The sequence below is a fragment of the Micromonospora sp. NPDC023737 genome (genome assembly GCF_040639715.1).
Taxonomy (GTDB): domain Bacteria; phylum Actinomycetota; class Actinomycetes; order Mycobacteriales; family Micromonosporaceae; genus Micromonospora.
Window position 1 is genome coordinate 516,448 of record NZ_JBFAAL010000003.1, and the last position, 16,064, is coordinate 532,511.

The 16,064-nt window shown below is 70.0% G+C and carries 14 protein-coding genes and 1 pseudogene; all 15 read left to right on the top strand.

The window, feature by feature from the left end:
* Positions 1 to 57: 57 nt before the first annotated feature.
* The 15 genes and pseudogenes from AB0F98_RS11240 to nuoL all read left to right on the top strand — a co-directional run bounded on the left by AB0F98_RS11240 (position 58) and on the right by nuoL (position 16,022).
* A complete protein-coding gene (locus tag AB0F98_RS11240) occupies positions 58 to 768 on the top strand; it encodes a demethylmenaquinone methyltransferase (protein WP_357732300.1) in 711 nt (236 codons plus the stop codon).
* Positions 769 to 845: 77 nt separating this feature from the next.
* Positions 846 to 1,070: a hypothetical protein gene (locus AB0F98_RS11245; protein WP_076469124.1), complete on the top strand. Its 225-nt coding sequence runs from the start codon at positions 846 to 848 to the stop codon at positions 1,068 to 1,070.
* Between the two features lie 160 nt (positions 1,071 to 1,230).
* Positions 1,231 to 2,508: a geranylgeranyl reductase family protein gene (locus AB0F98_RS11250; protein ID WP_357732305.1), complete on the top strand. Its 1,278-nt coding sequence runs from the start codon at positions 1,231 to 1,233 to the stop codon at positions 2,506 to 2,508.
* A 133-nt stretch (positions 2,509 to 2,641) separates the two neighbouring features.
* The gene (locus AB0F98_RS11255) at positions 2,642 to 3,007 is read left to right on the top strand and encodes an NADH-quinone oxidoreductase subunit A (RefSeq protein ID WP_076469129.1); all 366 of its coding nucleotides are present in this window, start codon (positions 2,642 to 2,644) and stop codon (positions 3,005 to 3,007) included.
* A gap of 14 nt (positions 3,008 to 3,021) precedes the next feature.
* Positions 3,022 to 3,702 (top strand): NADH-quinone oxidoreductase subunit B, encoded by a 681-nt coding sequence (locus AB0F98_RS11260; RefSeq protein WP_076469131.1) that lies wholly within the window; start codon positions 3,022 to 3,024, stop codon positions 3,700 to 3,702.
* Positions 3,699 to 4,436, top strand: coding sequence for an NADH-quinone oxidoreductase subunit C (locus AB0F98_RS11265; protein WP_357732310.1), 738 nt, complete (start codon positions 3,699 to 3,701; stop codon positions 4,434 to 4,436). Before AB0F98_RS11260 ends, AB0F98_RS11265 begins: the two co-directional genes overlap by 4 nt.
* 55 nt (positions 4,437 to 4,491) lie before the next feature.
* Complete coding sequence (locus AB0F98_RS11270; RefSeq protein WP_357732313.1) at positions 4,492 to 5,820, top strand: NADH-quinone oxidoreductase subunit D; 1,329 nt, start codon at positions 4,492 to 4,494, stop codon at positions 5,818 to 5,820.
* Positions 5,821 to 5,872: 52 nt separating this feature from the next.
* Positions 5,873 to 6,640 (top strand): annotated as a pseudogene (gene nuoE, locus AB0F98_RS11275) (NADH-quinone oxidoreductase subunit NuoE); the annotation flags it as partial.
* Between the two features lie 416 nt (positions 6,641 to 7,056).
* Entirely contained in the window at positions 7,057 to 8,373 is a 1,317-nt protein-coding gene (nuoF, locus tag AB0F98_RS11280; RefSeq protein ID WP_357732317.1) for an NADH-quinone oxidoreductase subunit NuoF, read from the top strand.
* Positions 8,374 to 8,430: 57 nt separating this feature from the next.
* Positions 8,431 to 10,941 carry an NADH-quinone oxidoreductase subunit G gene (locus AB0F98_RS11285; protein ID WP_357732320.1) on the top strand — a complete coding sequence of 837 codons (2,511 nt, stop codon included), beginning with the start codon at positions 8,431 to 8,433 and terminating at the stop codon, positions 10,939 to 10,941.
* A 52-nt stretch (positions 10,942 to 10,993) separates the two neighbouring features.
* Positions 10,994 to 12,346: an NADH-quinone oxidoreductase subunit NuoH gene (nuoH, locus tag AB0F98_RS11290; RefSeq protein ID WP_357732323.1), complete on the top strand. Its 1,353-nt coding sequence runs from the start codon at positions 10,994 to 10,996 to the stop codon at positions 12,344 to 12,346.
* A 1-nt stretch (position 12,347) separates the two neighbouring features.
* Positions 12,348 to 12,989, top strand: a complete 642-nt coding sequence (gene nuoI / locus AB0F98_RS11295) for an NADH-quinone oxidoreductase subunit NuoI (protein ID WP_357732326.1) — start codon at positions 12,348 to 12,350, stop codon at positions 12,987 to 12,989.
* Positions 12,986 to 13,756, top strand: coding sequence for an NADH-quinone oxidoreductase subunit J (locus tag AB0F98_RS11300; RefSeq protein WP_076469147.1), 771 nt, complete (start codon positions 12,986 to 12,988; stop codon positions 13,754 to 13,756). Before nuoI ends, AB0F98_RS11300 begins: the two co-directional genes overlap by 4 nt.
* On the top strand, positions 13,753 to 14,052 hold the full coding sequence (gene nuoK, locus AB0F98_RS11305) for an NADH-quinone oxidoreductase subunit NuoK (protein WP_076469149.1): 300 nt from the start codon (positions 13,753 to 13,755) through the stop codon (positions 14,050 to 14,052). Before AB0F98_RS11300 ends, nuoK begins: the two co-directional genes overlap by 4 nt.
* Positions 14,053 to 14,063: 11 nt before the next feature.
* Positions 14,064 to 16,022, top strand: coding sequence for an NADH-quinone oxidoreductase subunit L (gene nuoL / locus AB0F98_RS11310; protein ID WP_357732330.1), 1,959 nt, complete (start codon positions 14,064 to 14,066; stop codon positions 16,020 to 16,022).
* Positions 16,023 to 16,064: the final 42 nt, after the last annotated feature.

The following is a 16,064-nucleotide window of genomic DNA, read 5'->3' on the forward strand; positions in this document are numbered from 1 at the left end:
TTCGCGTACGTCGAACCCACCGGCGCTCCGGCGAAGGGCGGCTGGCAGAGTGGAGGGGTGAGTCGCACCCCTTACGGCCAGCGCGCCAGCCTGGACAAGCAGCCGCACGAGGTCGCCGCGATGTTTGACGGCGTGGCGGCGCGTTACGACCTGACGAACACGGTCCTCTCCTTCGGGCAGGACCGGTCCTGGCGGCGGGCCACCCGGGCCGCGCTCGGGCTGCGCCCCGGTGAGCGGGTGCTCGACGTGGGCGCCGGCACCGGGGTCTCGACCGAGGAACTGGCCCAGTCCGGGGCGTACGCGGTCGGTGCGGACCTCTCCCTCGGCATGCTGTACGCCGGCAAGCACAGCCGGCCCAGTGTGCCGCTGCTGGCCGGGGACGCGCTGCGGCTGCCGTTCGCCGCCGCCAGCTTCGACGCGGTGACCATCTCCTTCGCGCTGCGCAACGTCGCTGACGCCGATGCCGCGCTGCGTGAACTGGCCCGGGTCACCCGGCCTGGTGGCCGGCTGGTGGTGTGCGAGTTCAGCACCCCGGTCAACCCGGCTTTCCGTACCGTCTACCTCTCCTACCTGATGCGCTCGCTGCCGGCGGTCGCCCGTACGGTCTCCAGCAACCCCGACGCGTACGTCTACCTCGCCGAGTCGATCCGCGCCTGGCCCGATCAGCCGGCGCTCGCCACCCGGGTCGGCGCGGCCGGTTGGCGGAAGGTGGCCTGGCGCAATCTGACCGGTGGGATCGTCGCTCTGCACCGGGCCGTCCGCGAGTAGTCACACAGCCGCGGCCACCCAGTCACTTTTCTGCGAATATCCGTCTTTAGTCCACTTTGCGTCGTAAGCTCGCCCCCATGACGGGACCAGAGCCGGCGGACCGGGTGGACGCCACCGACGACGACGCGGCCGAACTCATCGCGCAGCTGCGGGAGCTGGCCGGCGCCGACCCGGCCGACGTCCGTCAGGTGGTCGCCGAGGTGCTCGCCGCGTTGGATCGCGCGGCCGGCGGTGCGCTGCGCGACCATCTCCCCGAAACGATCCGGGTCGACGCGGGCCTCGACGCCCCCAGCCGGGCCTGAGGGCGCGTCGAAGAAGCCTGACACCGACTGCTCTCGATGCGCTCGAAGGTGTCACATCGGTAACTTAGGCCCCCCTGGTCAAGCGGGGATGAGACGTCGGTCATAGACTCCCAGCGGTTGGCTTGTGAAGCATTTCACGAGCAGGCGGGAGGAGGCGCGGATGTCCGCGGTGGAGCATGACGCCGACGTGATCGTCGTGGGCGCCGGTCCCGGTGGCTCGGCTACGGCATACCACCTGGCCCAGCACGGGGTACGGGTGTTGTTGCTGGAGAAGACCGAGTTCCCGCGGGAGAAGGTCTGTGGCGACGGGTTGACCCCGCGCGCGGTGCGCCAGTTGATCCGGATGGGTGTGGACACCTCACCCGAGGCGGGGTGGCTGCACAACCGGGGGCTGCGGGTGATCGGCGGCGGTGTCCGGCTGGAACTGGACTGGCCCGACCTCGCGAGCTTCCCCAACTACGGCCTGGTCCGTACCCGGATGGACTTCGACCAACTGCTCTCCGAGCGAGCTGTCGCCGCCGGTGCCACGCTGCGCACGAACACCAACGTCGTCGGCCCGGTGCTCGACGCCGACGGCCGCGTGATCGGCGTGCAGGCCGAGGTCGGACCGGACAAGGCCCCCGCCACCTTCCACGCCCCGCTGGTGGTCGCGGCCGACGGCGTCTCCGGCCGCTTCCCGCTCGCGCTCGGGCTGGCCAAGCGCGAGGACCGGCCGATCGGGGTGGCCGTGCGCCGCTACTACCGCTCCCCGGCGAAGCACGACGACGACTACCTGGAGTCCTGGCTCGAACTGCGCAGCAAGGAGAGCGGCGACAACCTGCTGCCCGGCTACGGCTGGATCTTCGGCCTCGGTGACGGTCGGGTCAACGTGGGACTCGGGGTACTCAACTCGTCCTCCGCGTTCGGGAAGACCAACTACCGGCGGCTGCTCACGGACTGGCTGGCGAACACCCCCGAGGACTGGGGGATGACCGACGAGACCAATGCGGACGGTCCGATCCTCGGCGCCGCGCTGCCGATGGGCTTCAACCGCGTCCCGCACTACACCCGCGGGGTGCTGCTGGTCGGTGACTCCGGCGGCATGGTGAACCCGTTCAACGGCGAGGGCATCGCGTACGCCATGGAGTCCGGCGAGCTGGCCGCGGAGGTCGTCGTGCAGGCGTTGTCCCGACCGGCCGGCGTCGAGCGCGAGCGGGCTTTGCAGGCGTACCCGGCCGAGCTCAAGGCCCGCTTCGGCGGCTACTACCGGCTCGGCGGCGTGTTCGTGAAGCTCATCGGCCGCCCCGAGGTGATGCGGATGGCGACGAAGCACGGCATGCCGCACCCGACGCTGATGCGCTTCGTACTGAAGCTGTTGGCCAACCTGACCGACCCGCGTGGCGGGGACGCGATGGACCGGGTCATCAATGCGATGACGCGGGTTGCGCCGGCGGTATGACATAGACCCCCGGTGACCTGCGAAGGGACCGGACCGGTCGGACAGACCCGCCCCCCGGCGGCGAACACTTCGGGGGACGTGAATAGTGTGATTCTCGTCAACGAGGGCAGGGAAGGACGAGCAGGAGAAGAAGATGTCGCTCTCGCCTTACGCACCCATCATCGGGCTGTTCGCCCTCGCCGCGGCGTTCGCGCTGTTCTCCGTGGCCGCCGCCCGCTTCGCCGGTCCCCGGCGATACAACAAGGCCAAACTCGAGGCGTACGAGTGCGGCATCGAGCCCAGCCCGCAGCCGGTGGGCGGCGGGCGTTTCCCGATCAAGTTCTACCTGACGGCGATGCTCTTCATCGTCTTCGACATCGAGATCATCTTCCTCTACCCGTGGGCGGTCTCGTTCGACGCCCTGCCGATCTTCGGCTTCGTGGAGATGGTCCTGTTCATCGTCGCGGTCTTCGTCGCGTACGCCTACGTGTGGCGGCGTGGCGGCCTGGACTGGGACTGAGGAAGGAACGTCAGATGGGCATCGAGGAGAAGCTCCCCGCCGGCATCCTGCTGACCTCGGTGGAGAAGCTCGTCAACTGGTCCCGGAAGTCGTCCGTGTGGGGCGCCACGTTCGGTCTGGCGTGCTGCGCCATCGAGATGATGGCGGCCGGCGGCCCGCACTACGACATGGGTCGCTGGGGCATGGAGGTGTTCCGCGCCTCGCCCCGCCAGGCGGATCTGATGATCGTGGCCGGTCGGGTCAGCCAGAAGATGGCCCCGGTGCTGCGCCAGATCTACGACCAGATGGCGGAGCCGCGCTGGGTGCTCTCGATGGGCGTCTGCGCCAGCAGCGGCGGCATGTTCAACAACTACGCGATCGTGCAGGGCGTCGACCACGTGGTGCCCGTCGACATGTACCTGCCCGGCTGCCCGCCCCGGCCGGAGATGCTCATCGACGCGATCCTCAAGCTCCGCGAAAAGATCATGCACGAGCCGCTCGGCCCGACCGGACGCAAGATGCTCGAGGCGCGCAAGGAACGCGGCGACGTCCCGGTCGTCCCCTACGGCTCGATGCCGTCGTCGTACCGCAGCGACAAGGACCGCCGTGCCGAGTGGACGAAGGCGGTCCGCGAAGGCCGCGAGGAGCAGCTGCGGATCGAGAACTGGATGAAGGCCCAGAACCATCTTCAGCAGTACGGGGGCATGAAGAAGTGACCTCACCTCACGACAAGCCGAACGACGGCGGGGTGCCGGTACCGGTGACCCCGGCCGGGGCCACCAGTGGCGCTCCCGCCGAGCACCCGCCGTCCAGCCCGGCCGGTCGCGGCATGTTCGGCAACCAGGGCTCCGGCGACGTCTCCGGCTTCGGCGGCCTGGTCCGCCCGCGTCGGCCGATCGCCGGAGCGGCGCGGCCGTTCGGAAGCTACTTCGACGAGGTCTACGACGCGCTGGAGGAGGCCTACCCGGGCTTCGCGGACGCGATCGAGAAGGTCGTGGTCGACCGGGGCGAGCTGACCCTGCACATCCGGCCCGAGCGGATCGCCGAGGTCTGCCAGGTGATGCGCGACGACCTGGCGCTCCGCTTCGAACTCTGCTCGTCGGTGTCCGGGGTGGACTACCTCGGTGCGGACGAGCGCCGGCTGCACGTGGTCTACCAGCTCACCTCGATGACGTACCGCCGTCGGGTCCGGCTGGAGGCCGCCGTCCCCGCCGAGAATCCGCACCTGCCCAGTGTCACCTCGGTCTACCCGACGGCGGACTGGCAGGAACGCGAGGCCTACGACATGTTCGGGATCGTCTTCGACGGTCACCCCAACCTGACCCGGATCCTCATGCCGGACGACTGGGAGGGGCACCCGCAGCGCAAGGACTACCCGCTCGGCGGTGTGCCGGTCGAGTACAAGGGCGCCGAGATTCCACCGCCGGACAAGCGGAGGTCGTACCAGTGACGGGCGCCGAGATTCGCGGTACCGCTAGCGGCCCGGACAAGCGGAGGTCGTACCAGTGACCACTTCGAACTACGCGACCGAGCGGGAGACCACCGAGGGCAGGGTCTTCACCGTCACCGGTGGGGACTGGGACTCGGTCGTCTCCGGCACCGACCCGATCAACGACGAGCGGATCGTCGTCAACATGGGCCCGCAGCACCCGTCCACGCACGGCGTGCTGCGGCTGATCCTGGAGCTGGAGGGCGAGACGGTCCGCGAGGCCCGCTCGGTCATCGGCTACCTGCACACCGGGATCGAGAAGAACCTCGAGTACCGCACCTGGGTCCAGGGCAGCACGTTCGTGACCCGGATGGACTACCTCTCCCCGCTGTTCAACGAGACCGCGTACTCGCTGGCGGTGGAGAAGCTGCTCGGCATCACCGACGAGGTGACCGAGCGGGCCAACACGATCCGGGTGCTCATGATGGAGCTCAACCGGATCTCCTCGCACCTGGTCTGGCTGGCCACCACGGGCATGGAACTCGGCGCGATCTCGATCATGCTGTACGGCTTCCGGGAGCGGGAGTACATCCTCGAGATCTTCGAGCTCATCACCGGCCTGCGGATGAACCACGCGTACGTCCGTCCCGGCGGTGTGGCGCAGGACGTGCCGGACGACGCGATCATCAAGATCCGCGATTTCCTCAAGCTGCTGCCCAAGCGGCTCAAGGAGTACGAGGACCTCCTCTCCGGCCAGCCGATCTGGACCGAGCGTACGAAGAACGTGGCCGTGCTCGACGCGACCGGCTGCCTGGCGCTCGGCGTGACCGGGCCGGTGCTGCGTTCCGCCGGTCTCGCCTGGGACCTGCGCAAGACGATGCCGTACTGCGGCTACGAGACGTACGAGTTCGGCGTCCCGACGCACACCGACGGTGACGTGTGGGGTCGTTACCAGGTTCGCCTCGCCGAGATCCGCGAGTCACTGAAGATCGTCGAGCAGGCGGTGGACCGGCTGGCCAAGCCGGGCCCGGTGATGGTCGCCGACCGGAAGATCGCCTGGCCGGCCCAGCTGGCCATCGGCGTCGACGGCATGGGCAACTCGCTCGAGCACGTCGCCAAGATCATGGGTCAGTCGATGGAGTCGCTGATCCACCACTTCAAGCTGGTCACCGAGGGCTTCCGTGTCCCGCCCGGCCAGGTGTACGTCGGCATCGAGTCGCCCCGCGGCGAGCTGGGCGTGCACGCGGTCTCCGACGGTGGGACCCGGCCGTACCGGGTGCACTACCGGGAGCCGAGCTTCGTCAACCTCCAGGCACTCCCGGCGATGGCCGAGGGCGGCCTGATCGCCGATGTGATCGCAGGTGGCGCCTCGCTGGACCCGGTAATGGGAGGTTGTGACCGGTGAGCGCCAGGAGTGAGCTTGCGAGCCTCGCAGTCGCGAACGAAGGGCGGCGCTGATGACTGTCTTCACCGAACAGACCCGTGAGCGGGCGCGGGAGATCATCTCCCGCTATCCGGCGGACCGGTCCCGCTCGGCGCTGCTGCCGCTGCTGCACCTGGTGCAGGCCGAGGAGGGTTACGTCTCCCCGGCCGGTGTGGAGTTCTGCGCCGAGGTGCTGGGCCTCAACAAGGCCCAGGTCGGCGCCGTGGCCACCTTCTACACCATGTACAAGCGCAAGCCGACCGGTGACTACCTGGTCAGCGTCTGCACCAACACCATGTGCAACGTGCTCGGCGGCCAGGAGGTCTACGACACCCTCGCCGAACACCTCGGCGTCGGGCACGACGAGACCACCGCCGACGGAAAGATCACCCTCGAACACGCCGAGTGCCTGGCCGCCTGCGACTACGGCCCGGTCATGACGGTCAACTACGACTTCTTCGACAACGTCGACCCGCAGGCCGCGGTCGGTGTGGTGGACGAGCTGCGGGCCGGTGGCCGGCCGATGCCGACCCGGGGCGCCCGGCTCTGCACGCTCAAGGAGATGGCCGTCCAGCTCGCCGGCTTCGCCGACGAGCGGGAGGGCGCGGTCGCCGACGGCGGCCCGGGCGAATCGAGCCTGCGTGGGCTGCGCCTCGCCCAGCAGCACGGCATCTCGGTTCCGGGCTTCGACCCGAACACGCCGATCCGGAGCAAGGCGGAGGCCGACCGGGCCGCCGCGGAGGCGAAGGCCAGGGCCGACGCGGAGAAGGCGAAGGCGGAGGCCGCGGAGAAGGCGAAGGCCGACGCCGCCGCGAAGTCGGCACCCACCGCTCCCGTCAAGGGTGGCGACGGCGCGTCCGCCCCGACCGGGGTCGAGGTGGCGGAGCCGGAGCAGGCGACCGGCAGCACCGCGCCGGACGTGCGGGCGCCGGACGACAAGTCGCCGCAGGTGCGTACCGCCGAGACCCGGCAGCCGGACGCGGCCACGGCCGTCCCGGACGCGCCCGGCACCAAGGTTCCGTCGGACTCGGTGCCGCCGGCACCACGCGACGCGCAGGAGGCGGAGGCCGCCGGTGTGGCGGCCAACCCGCCGGCCGGTGACGGCAAGCCCGCCGGTGACGACGCCGGTGCGCGGGAGCGCAATCTCAACGAAGCGGAGGCCGGGGCGGGCGGCGACGGCGCAGGCCCGGCGGTCGCGAGCGAAACGGGGGTCCAGAAGTGACCACTCCTCGGCCGGAGACGCTGGCCAAGCTCACCCCGGTCCTGACCAAGCGCTGGCTGTCGCCGGACGCCTGGCGGATCGGCACCTACGAGAAGCTGGACGGCTACGCCGCCCTGCGCAAGGCGCTCAAGGCCCACCCGGACGACCTCATCCAACTGGTCAAGGACTCCGGACTGCGCGGCCGGGGCGGTGCGGGCTTCCCGACCGGCCTCAAGTGGGGGTTCATCCCGCAGGGCGACGGCAAGCCGCACTACCTGGTGGTCAACGCCGACGAGGGCGAGCCGGGCACGTGCAAGGACCTGCCGCTGATGACGCACGACCCGCACTCGCTGGTCGAGGGCGTCATCATCGCCTCGTACGCGATCCGCGCCAACCGCGCCTACATCTACATCCGGGGTGAGGCGGTGCACGCCGCGCGGCGGCTGCGCAACGCGGTGCAGGAGGCGTACGCCAAGGGCTACCTCGGCCGGAACATCCTCGGCACCGGCTTCGACCTGGAACTGGTGGTGCACTCCGGCGCCGGGGCGTACATCTGCGGTGAGGAGACCGCGCTGCTGGACTCGCTGGAGGGCTTCCGGGGCCAGCCCCGGCTCCGCCCGCCGTTCCCGGCGACCCACGGCCTGTACGCGAGCCCGACCGTCGTCAACAACGTCGGCACCATCGCGAGCGTGCCGTACATCGTGCTCGGCGGTGCCGCCTGGTGGAAGACGATGGGCACGGAGAAGTCCTCCGGACCGATGATCTACTCGCTCTCCGGCCGGATCGCCAACCCGGGCCAGTTCGAGTGCTCGATGGGCGTCACGCTGCGGGAGCTGCTCGAACTGGCCGGTGGGATGCAGCCCGGGCACAACCTGAAGTTCTGGACCCCGGGCGGCTCGTCGACCCCGCTGCTCACCGCCGAACACCTGGACGTGCCGCTGGACTTCGAGTCGGTGGCCGCGGCCGGCTCGATCCTCGGCACCACGGCCACCCAGATCTTCTCCGACCAGGACTGCCCGGTCTACGCGACGTACCGGTGGCTGGAGTTCTACCACCACGAGTCGTGCGGCAAGTGCACCCCGTGCCGCGAGGGCAACTACTGGATGGTCCGGGTGTACCGGCGGATCCTCTCCGGCCAGGGCACCCACGAGGACCTGGACACCCTGCTCGACACCTGCGACAACATCCTGGGCCGGTCGTTCTGCGGTCTGGGTGACGGCGCGACCAGCTCGGTGACCTCCTCACTGCAGTACTTCAAGCAGGACTACCTCGACTACATCGAGGGACGCACCGCGCCGAAGCTGTCCGACAAGCAGCTGGTCGGGGCCCACTGATGCGAGCGCGAGGAGTGGGCGGAGCGAGCCCCGCAGTCGCGAGTGAAAGGCCGACACATGACTGACGTCGTCAAGGCCCCGGAAACCGTCACCCTCACCATCGACGGGGTCGAGGTCACCGCTCCCAAGGGGGCGCTGCTGATCCGGGTCGCCGAGCAGATGGGCACCGAGATCCCCCGGTTCTGCGACCACCCGCTGCTGGCCCCGGCCGGCGCGTGCCGGCAGTGCCTGGTCGAGGTGGAGGGGCAGCGCAAGCCGGTCGCCTCGTGCACCCAGACCGTCGCCGACGGGATGGTGGTCCGTACCCAGCTCAGCTCCCCGGTCGCCAAGAAGGCGCAGGAGGGGGTCATGGAGCTGCTGCTGCTCAACCACCCCCTCGACTGCCCGATGTGCGACAAGGGCGGCGAGTGCCCCCTGCAGAACCAGGCGATGTCCACCGGCCGGACGGACTCGCGGTTCCACGAGCACAAGCGGGAGTACCCGAAGCCACTGCCGATCAGCAGCCAGGTGCTGCTCGACCGGGAGCGTTGTGTGCTCTGCCAGCGGTGCACCCGGTTCTCCGAGGAGATCGCCGGCGACAAGTTCATCGACCTGATGAACCGGTCGTCCGCGGAGGAGATCAACATCTACCGCGACGACGCGTACGGCGCGGAGGGCGACGCGGGCGACGTCCCGTTCAACTCCTACTTCTCCGGCAACACCGTGCAGATCTGCCCGGTCGGCGCGCTCACCGGCACGCAGTACCGGTTCCGGGCCCGCCCGTTCGACCTGGTCTCCACCCCGAGCGTGTGCGAGCACTGTTCGGCCGGCTGCGCGCAGCGTACGGACTGGCGACGGGGCCGGGTGCTGCGGCGGCTGGCCGGCGACGACCCGGCGGTGAACGAGGAGTGGAACTGCGACAAGGGCCGGTGGGGCTTCCAGTACACCCGGGCGCACGACCGGCTCACCAACCCGCTGGTCCGCGACGAACGCACCGGTGAGCTGCGGGAGGCGTCCTGGAGCGAGGCGCTCACCGTGGCCGCCGAAGGGCTGCGGGCCGCCCGGGACTCCGGGCAGGGTGCCGGGGTGCTCACCGGTGGTCGGCTGACCGTCGAGGACGCCTACGCGTACGCGAAGTTCGCCCGGGTCGCCTTGAACACCAACGACATCGACTTCCGGGCCCGGCCGGTCTCCCGGGAGGAGGCCGACTTCCTGGCCAGCTCGGTCGCCGGCGTCACCGACGTGACGTACGCCGACGTCGAGAAGGCGCCGGCCGTGGTGCTGGTCGGGATCGAGCCGGAGGAGGAGTGCCCGGTCCTCTTCCTGCGGCTGCGCAAGGCGTACACCAAGCGCGGCCTCCGGGTGTACGCGATCGCTCCGTTCGCCACCCGTGGCCTGGAGAAGCTCGGTGCCAAGCTGGCCCGAGTGGTGCCGGGTGAGGAGGCGAGCGTCCTCGCCGAGCACGCCACGGTCACCGAGGCGCTGAGCACCGAGGGCGCCATCCTGATCGTCGGTGAGCGGCTCGGCGAGGTGCCCGGTGGGCTCTCCGCCGCCGCGGACGTGGCCCGGCGTACCGGCGCCAAGCTGGCCTGGGTGCCGCGGCGCGCGGGTGACCGCGGCGCGGTCGACGCCGGTTGCCTGCCGAACCTGCTTCCCGGCGGTCGTCTGGTCACCGAGCCGGGCGCCCGCGCCGAACTGGGCGAGGCCTGGGACATCGCGGCCGGGGTGATCCCGAGCCAGGCCGGCCGGGACACCGACGGCATCCTCACGGCGGCCGCCAACGGTCGGCTCGGTGCCCTGGTCGTGGCCGGGGTCGACCCGGCCGACCTGGCCGACCCGCGCCTGGCCGAGCAGGCCCTGGAGAACGTGCCGTTCCTGGTGAGCCTGGAGCTCCGCAACAGCGCGGTGACCCGGCGTGCCGACGTGGTCTTCCCCGTCGCCCCGGTGGACGAGAAGGCGGGCAGCTTCGTCGACTGGGAGGGCCGCCTGCGCACCTTCGAGGCGGTGCTGCAGACGGCCGCGATGACCGACGGCCGGGTGCTGGACGCGCTCGCCGCTCAGCTCGACGTGCGGCTGGGCACCGGCGATGTGCCCAGCATCCGCCGCGAGCTGGGCTCACTGCCGCCCACCCGGACCACCCGTCCCGTCGCCCCGTCGGTGGACCCGGCGGCCGTGCCGCAGCCGGGTGCCGGGGAGGCGGTGCTCGCCACCTGGCACCAGCTGATCGACCTGGGCAGCCTCCTCGACGGCGACGAGCACCTGGCCGGCACCGCCCGCCCGCCGGTGGTGCGGGTCGGCAAGGGCACCGCCGAGGCGCTGGGCGTCGCGGACGGCGACGCGGTGACGGTCGGGACCGACCGGGGCGCGGTGACGCTGCCGGCCGCCATCACCGAGATGCCGGACGGTGTGGTCTGGCTGCCCACCAACTCGCCCGGCGCGACCGTCCGGCGCAGCCTCGGTGCGACGTCCGGCACGGTGGTCCGGATCTCCGTTCCCGCCCCGACCGCGTCCGTGCCGGCCGGCCGGGTGGCGGCGGACGAGGCCGGCCTCCCGGGTCCGCTGCTCAACTCCGGGGGTGCGTCCCAGTGAGCGCGAGGAGTGCGCGAGTGAGCCCCGCAGTCGTGAACGAGAGGTGGGCACGATGAACGCGGTCTACCTGGCCCAGGACCCGACCCTGGCCGACTTCGGCAAGGATCCGTGGTGGCTGGTCCTGATCAAGGTCGCCTTCGCCTTCGTCTTCGCGGTCCTGGCCACCCTGCTCGGTGTCTGGTTCGAACGGCGTGTCGTGGGCTACATGCAGGTGCGGCCCGGCCCCAATCAGGTCGGCCCGCTCGGTCTGCTGCAGACCCTGGCCGACGGTCTGAAGATGGCCTTCAAGGAGGACATCCTCCCGCGGGCAGCCGACAAGGTCGTCTACTTCTTCGCCCCGACCATCTCGGTGATCTGCGCGGTCACCGCGCTGTCGGTGGTGCCGTTCGGTCCGATGGTGAGCATCTTCGGCCACTGGACTCCGTTGCAGGTCACCGACGTGTCGGTGGCGGTGCTGGTGCTGCTGGCCTGCTCGTCGATGGGCATCTACGGCATCGTGCTCGGCGGCTGGGCCTCCGGATCCACCTACCCGCTGCTCGGCGGCCTGCGCTCCAGCGCCCAAATGATCTCGTACGAGGTCGCGATGGGGCTGAGCATCGTGGCGGTGTTCATGACCGCCGGCACGATGAGCACCAGCGGGATCGTCGCGAAGCAGGGTGACGCCACCCAGCTCAGTCTCTTCGGCACCCAGATCCCGGCCCCCGGCTGGTACGCGATCCTGCTGCTGCCGAGCTTCGTCATCTTCTTCATCGCCACCGTCGGCGAGACCAACCGGGCGCCGTTCGACCTGCCCGAGGCGGAGTCCGAGCTGGTGGCCGGCTTCATGACCGAGTACAGCTCGCTGAAGTTCGCGCTCTTCATGCTCTCCGAGTACGTCTCGATGGTGACGATGTCCGCGGTCACCACGACGCTCTTCTTCGGCGGCTGGCGAGCCCCCTGGCCGATCACCCTCTGGGAGGGCGCCAACTCCGGTTGGTGGCCGATGATCTGGTTCTTCGGCAAGGTCATCGCCCTGGTCTTCGTCTTCGTGTGGCTGCGCGGCACGCTGCCCCGGCTGCGCTACGACCAGTTCATGCGGTTCGGCTGGAAGGTGCTGCTGCCGATCAACCTGGTCTGGATCCTGGTGCTCAGCGGCCTGCGGTCGATCGAGGACTGGGACACCCAGGGCAAGCTGATCGCGGTCGGCGTCCCGGCCGGCGTGCTGCTCCTGCTCACGCTCCTCTGGCCGAGCCGCAAGCCGCAGCCGAAGGAAACCGTCCAGGAGCAGGTCAACAACCGTCCGCACGGCAGCTTCCCGCTGCCGCCGATGGACCTTCAGGTCCCACCGAGCCCGCGCACCAGGCGCGTGGTCGCCGAGCGGGAGCCGGCCAACGTCACCGCCGGCTCGGAGTCCAGGGAGGTGTGACGTGGGCGCGATCACCGGAACGTTCAAGGGCTTCGGGGTCACCTTTTCGCACATGTTCAGGAAGGTGGTCACGACCGACTACCCGTTCAAGCCGCCGGTCTCCGCGCCGCGCTACCACGGGCGGCACATCCTCAACCGGCACCCGGACGGGCTGGAGAAGTGCATCGGGTGCGAGCTGTGCGCCTGGGCCTGCCCGGCCGACGCGATCTACGTGGAGGGTGGCGACAACACCGAGGAGCAGCGCTTCTCCCCGGGTGAGCGGTACGCCAGCATCTACCAGATCAACTACGCGCGGTGCATCTTCTGCGGGCTCTGCATCGAGGCCTGCCCGACTCGTTCGCTGACCATGAGCAACGAGTACGAGCTGGCCCGGGACAACCGGCAGGACCTGATCTTCACGAAGGAGCAGTTGCTCGCGCCGCTGCTGCCGGGCATGGAGCAGCCGCCGCACCCGATGCGGCTCGGCGACAGCGAGAAGGACTACTACGTCGGCGGGCTGACCAACCCGGGCACCTCGGCCGGAGCTGAGCACGCGGCCAACAGCCCGGGCCGGTACCAGGTGGAGGAACACCCCGGTGTCACCTTCCCGGGCACCGAGCAGCACGCCCAGCGGGCCGCCGCGGGCAAGGGGGGCAAGGCATGACCACGCAGACGGTGCTCGCCGCCGCGGGCGGGGTGTCCGGCGGTGAGGAGGTCACCTTCTGGATCCTCGCCCCGCTCGCGCTGATCGGCGCGATCGGGACGGTGGCCGCCCGCAACGCGGTGCACTCCGCGCTCTGGCTGGTGCTGTCCATGCTCTGCCTGGGCGTGTTCTACGTGCTCCAGGCCGGACCGTTCATCGGCATGGTGCAGATCATCGTCTACACCGGCGCGATCATGATGCTCTTCCTGTTCGTGCTCATGCTGGTCGGACGGGACGCGTCCGACTCGCTCATCGAGACGCTGCGCGGGCAGCGGACCGCCGCGATCCTGCTCGGCCTCGGATTCGCCGGCCTGGTCGGCGGCGGCATCTACCGGGCGCTGGAGGGCACCACGGCGGCCGGCCTGACGCAGGCGAACGCCGAGGGGAACGTCCAAGGCATCGCGCGACTGCTCTTCACCAAGTACGTCTTCGCCTTCGAGCTGACCTCGGCGCTGCTGATCACGGCGGCGGTCGGCGCGATGGTGCTGGCGCACATCGAGCGGCGCAAGCAGGACAAGATGGACCAGATCGCCACCATGAAGGCCCGCTTCCGGCCCGGCAACTACCCCGGCCCGAAGCCCGGCCCGGGTGTCTTCGCCACCTCCAGCTCGGTCGCCACGCCCGCCCGGCTGCCGGACGGTCGACTCACCGAGCGGAGCACGCCGGACATCCTGCCGGTCCGCGAGCTGACCGCGCAGGAGACCTCGCTGAAGGGCACAGAAAAGTGACTCCTGACTACTACCTCGTGCTCGCGGCGATCCTCTTCACCATCGGCGCCGCCGGGGTGCTCATCCGCCGCAACGCGATCGTGCTGTTCATGTGCGTCGAGCTGATGCTCAACGCGGCCAACCTGACGCTGGTCACCTTCAGCCGGATCAACGGTGACCTCAACGGCCAGATCATGGCGTTCTTCGTGATGGTGGTGGCCGCGGCGGAGGTCGTGGTCGGCCTCGCGATCATCATGGCGATCTTCCGGACCCGGCGCTCGGCGAGCGTCGACGACGCCAACCTGCTCAAGTACTAGAGGGGCCTGCGGTGGGAGAGATTCTGACGAACGCCCCGGCGGAGCCGGCGGGGGCCGTCACCTACGCGACGGCGGACGGCCTGCTCGGCGGCGTCTGGCTGCTGGTGGCGATCCCGCTGGTCAGCGCGGCGATCCTGCTGCTGCTCGGCCGGCGCGCCGACCGGTGGGGGCACTGGCTCGGGGTGACCGCCATCGGCGCGTCGTTCGTGCTCGGCCTCACCTCGTTCTTCCAGCTGCGTGGTCTGGAGAACAAGTCCGTCGAGCTGAGCCTCTGGGACTTCATCTCGGTCGGCGGCCTGCACGTGGACTTCGGTCTGCTCTTCGACCCGCTGGCCGCGGTCTTCGTACTGCTGATCACCGGGGTGGGCTTCCTGATCCACCTCTACGCGGTCGAGTACATGGCGCACGACGAAGGCCGGCGGCGGTTCTTCGCGTACTTCAACCTGTTCGTCGCGGCCATGCTGCTGCTGGTGCTCGGCAACAACTACGTGATGCTCTACTTCGGCTGGGAGGGCGTCGGTCTGGCGTCGTACCTGCTGATCTCCTTCTGGTACGGGCGGCCGAGCGCGGCCACGGCCGGCAAGAAGGCGTTCCTGATGAACCGGGTCGGTGACGCCGGCCTGGCCATCGGCATCTTCATCATGTTCGCCACCCTCGGCACCACCCAGTACGACGAGGTCTTCTCGAACGTCGGTGCGCTGACCGGCGGCACCGTGCTCGTGCTCGGCCTGCTGCTGCTGCTCGGTGCGACCGGCAAGTCCGGCCAGTTCCCGCTCCAGGCGTGGCTGCCGGACGCGATGGAGGGCCCGACTCCGGTGTCGGCGCTCATCCACGCGGCCACCATGGTCACCGCCGGTGTCTACCTGATCGCCCGGTCCAACCCGGTCTTCTCGGCCAACACCACGCTCCAGCTGGTGGTGGTGAGTGTCGGCGCGCTGACCCTGCTGCTGGGCTGCATCATCGGTGCGGCGAAGGACGACATCAAGCGGGTGCTGGCGTGGTCGACGGTCAGCCAGATCGGCTACATGTTCCTCGGTGTCGGCCTCGGCGGCGGCGCGTACGCGCTGGCCATCATCCACCTGCTGGCGCACGGCTTCTTCAAGGCCAACATGTTCCTCGGGGCCGGGTCCGTGATGCACGGGATGAAGGACCAGGTTGACATCCGCCGCTTCGGCGGGCTGGCCAAGCACATGCGGATCACCTGGATCACGTTCATGATGGGCTGGCTGGCCATCATCGGCATCCCGCCGCTGTCGGGCTACTTCTCGAAGGAGCCGATCATCGTGGCCGCCTTCGAGCGGGAGGACTGGACGGCCTGGCTCTTCGGCGGGGCGGCGCTGCTCGGCGCGGGGTTGACCGCGTTCTACATGACCCGGCTCTTCGTGCTCACCTTCCACGGGCCGAAGCGCTGGACCGAGGAGATCGAGCACCCGCACGAGTCGCCGAAGCTGATGACCGTTCCGCTGATCCTGCTGGCGATCGGCTCGATCGGCGCGGGTTTCCTGCTCTCCACCTCGGTGCCCGACTGGCTGACCGCCACGGCGGGCCTCGGCGGGGAGCACGCGGAGCACGAGCCGGTCCTGTCGCACATCGTGATCACCATCCTCTCGCTGTTGGTGACCGTGCTGGGGGCCGGGCTGGCCTGGTTCCTGTTCCGCAGCGGCACGGCCACCGCGCCGCAGCCGGCCGGGGTGCTGGTGACCGCCGCCCGCCGCAACCTCTACACGGACGCCTTCAACGAAGCGGTCTTCGAGAAGCCGGGCATCTTCCTCACCCGGGCGCTGGTCTTCCTCGACAACCGGGGCGTGGACGGGTTGGTCAACGGCCTCGCCGCCGCCGTCGGCGGAGGATCGGGCCGGCTCCGGCGGCTGCAGACCGGCTTCGTCCGGTCGTACGCGACCTCGATCCTGACCGGCGCGCTGCTGGTGGTGGCGGCGTTCCTGGCCGTACAGGCGGGGTGGCTGGCGTGATCGACCTCTTCCCGGCCGCCCCCGCCGGCGGACCACGCAGTG

Coding starts and splice junctions, on each gene's coding strand:
- AB0F98_RS11245 (WP_076469124.1), top strand. CDS start 846: ATGACGGGACCAGAGCCGGCGGACCGGGTGGACGCCACCGACGACGAC.
- AB0F98_RS11250 (WP_357732305.1), top strand. CDS start 1,231: ATGTCCGCGGTGGAGCATGACGCCGACGTGATCGTCGTGGGCGCCGGT.
- AB0F98_RS11255 (WP_076469129.1), top strand. CDS start 2,642: ATGTCGCTCTCGCCTTACGCACCCATCATCGGGCTGTTCGCCCTCGCC.
- AB0F98_RS11260 (WP_076469131.1), top strand. CDS start 3,022: ATGGGCATCGAGGAGAAGCTCCCCGCCGGCATCCTGCTGACCTCGGTG.
- AB0F98_RS11285 (WP_357732320.1), top strand. CDS start 8,431: ATGACTGACGTCGTCAAGGCCCCGGAAACCGTCACCCTCACCATCGAC.
- nuoH (WP_357732323.1), top strand. CDS start 10,994: ATGAACGCGGTCTACCTGGCCCAGGACCCGACCCTGGCCGACTTCGGC.
- AB0F98_RS11300 (WP_076469147.1), top strand. CDS start 12,986: ATGACCACGCAGACGGTGCTCGCCGCCGCGGGCGGGGTGTCCGGCGGT.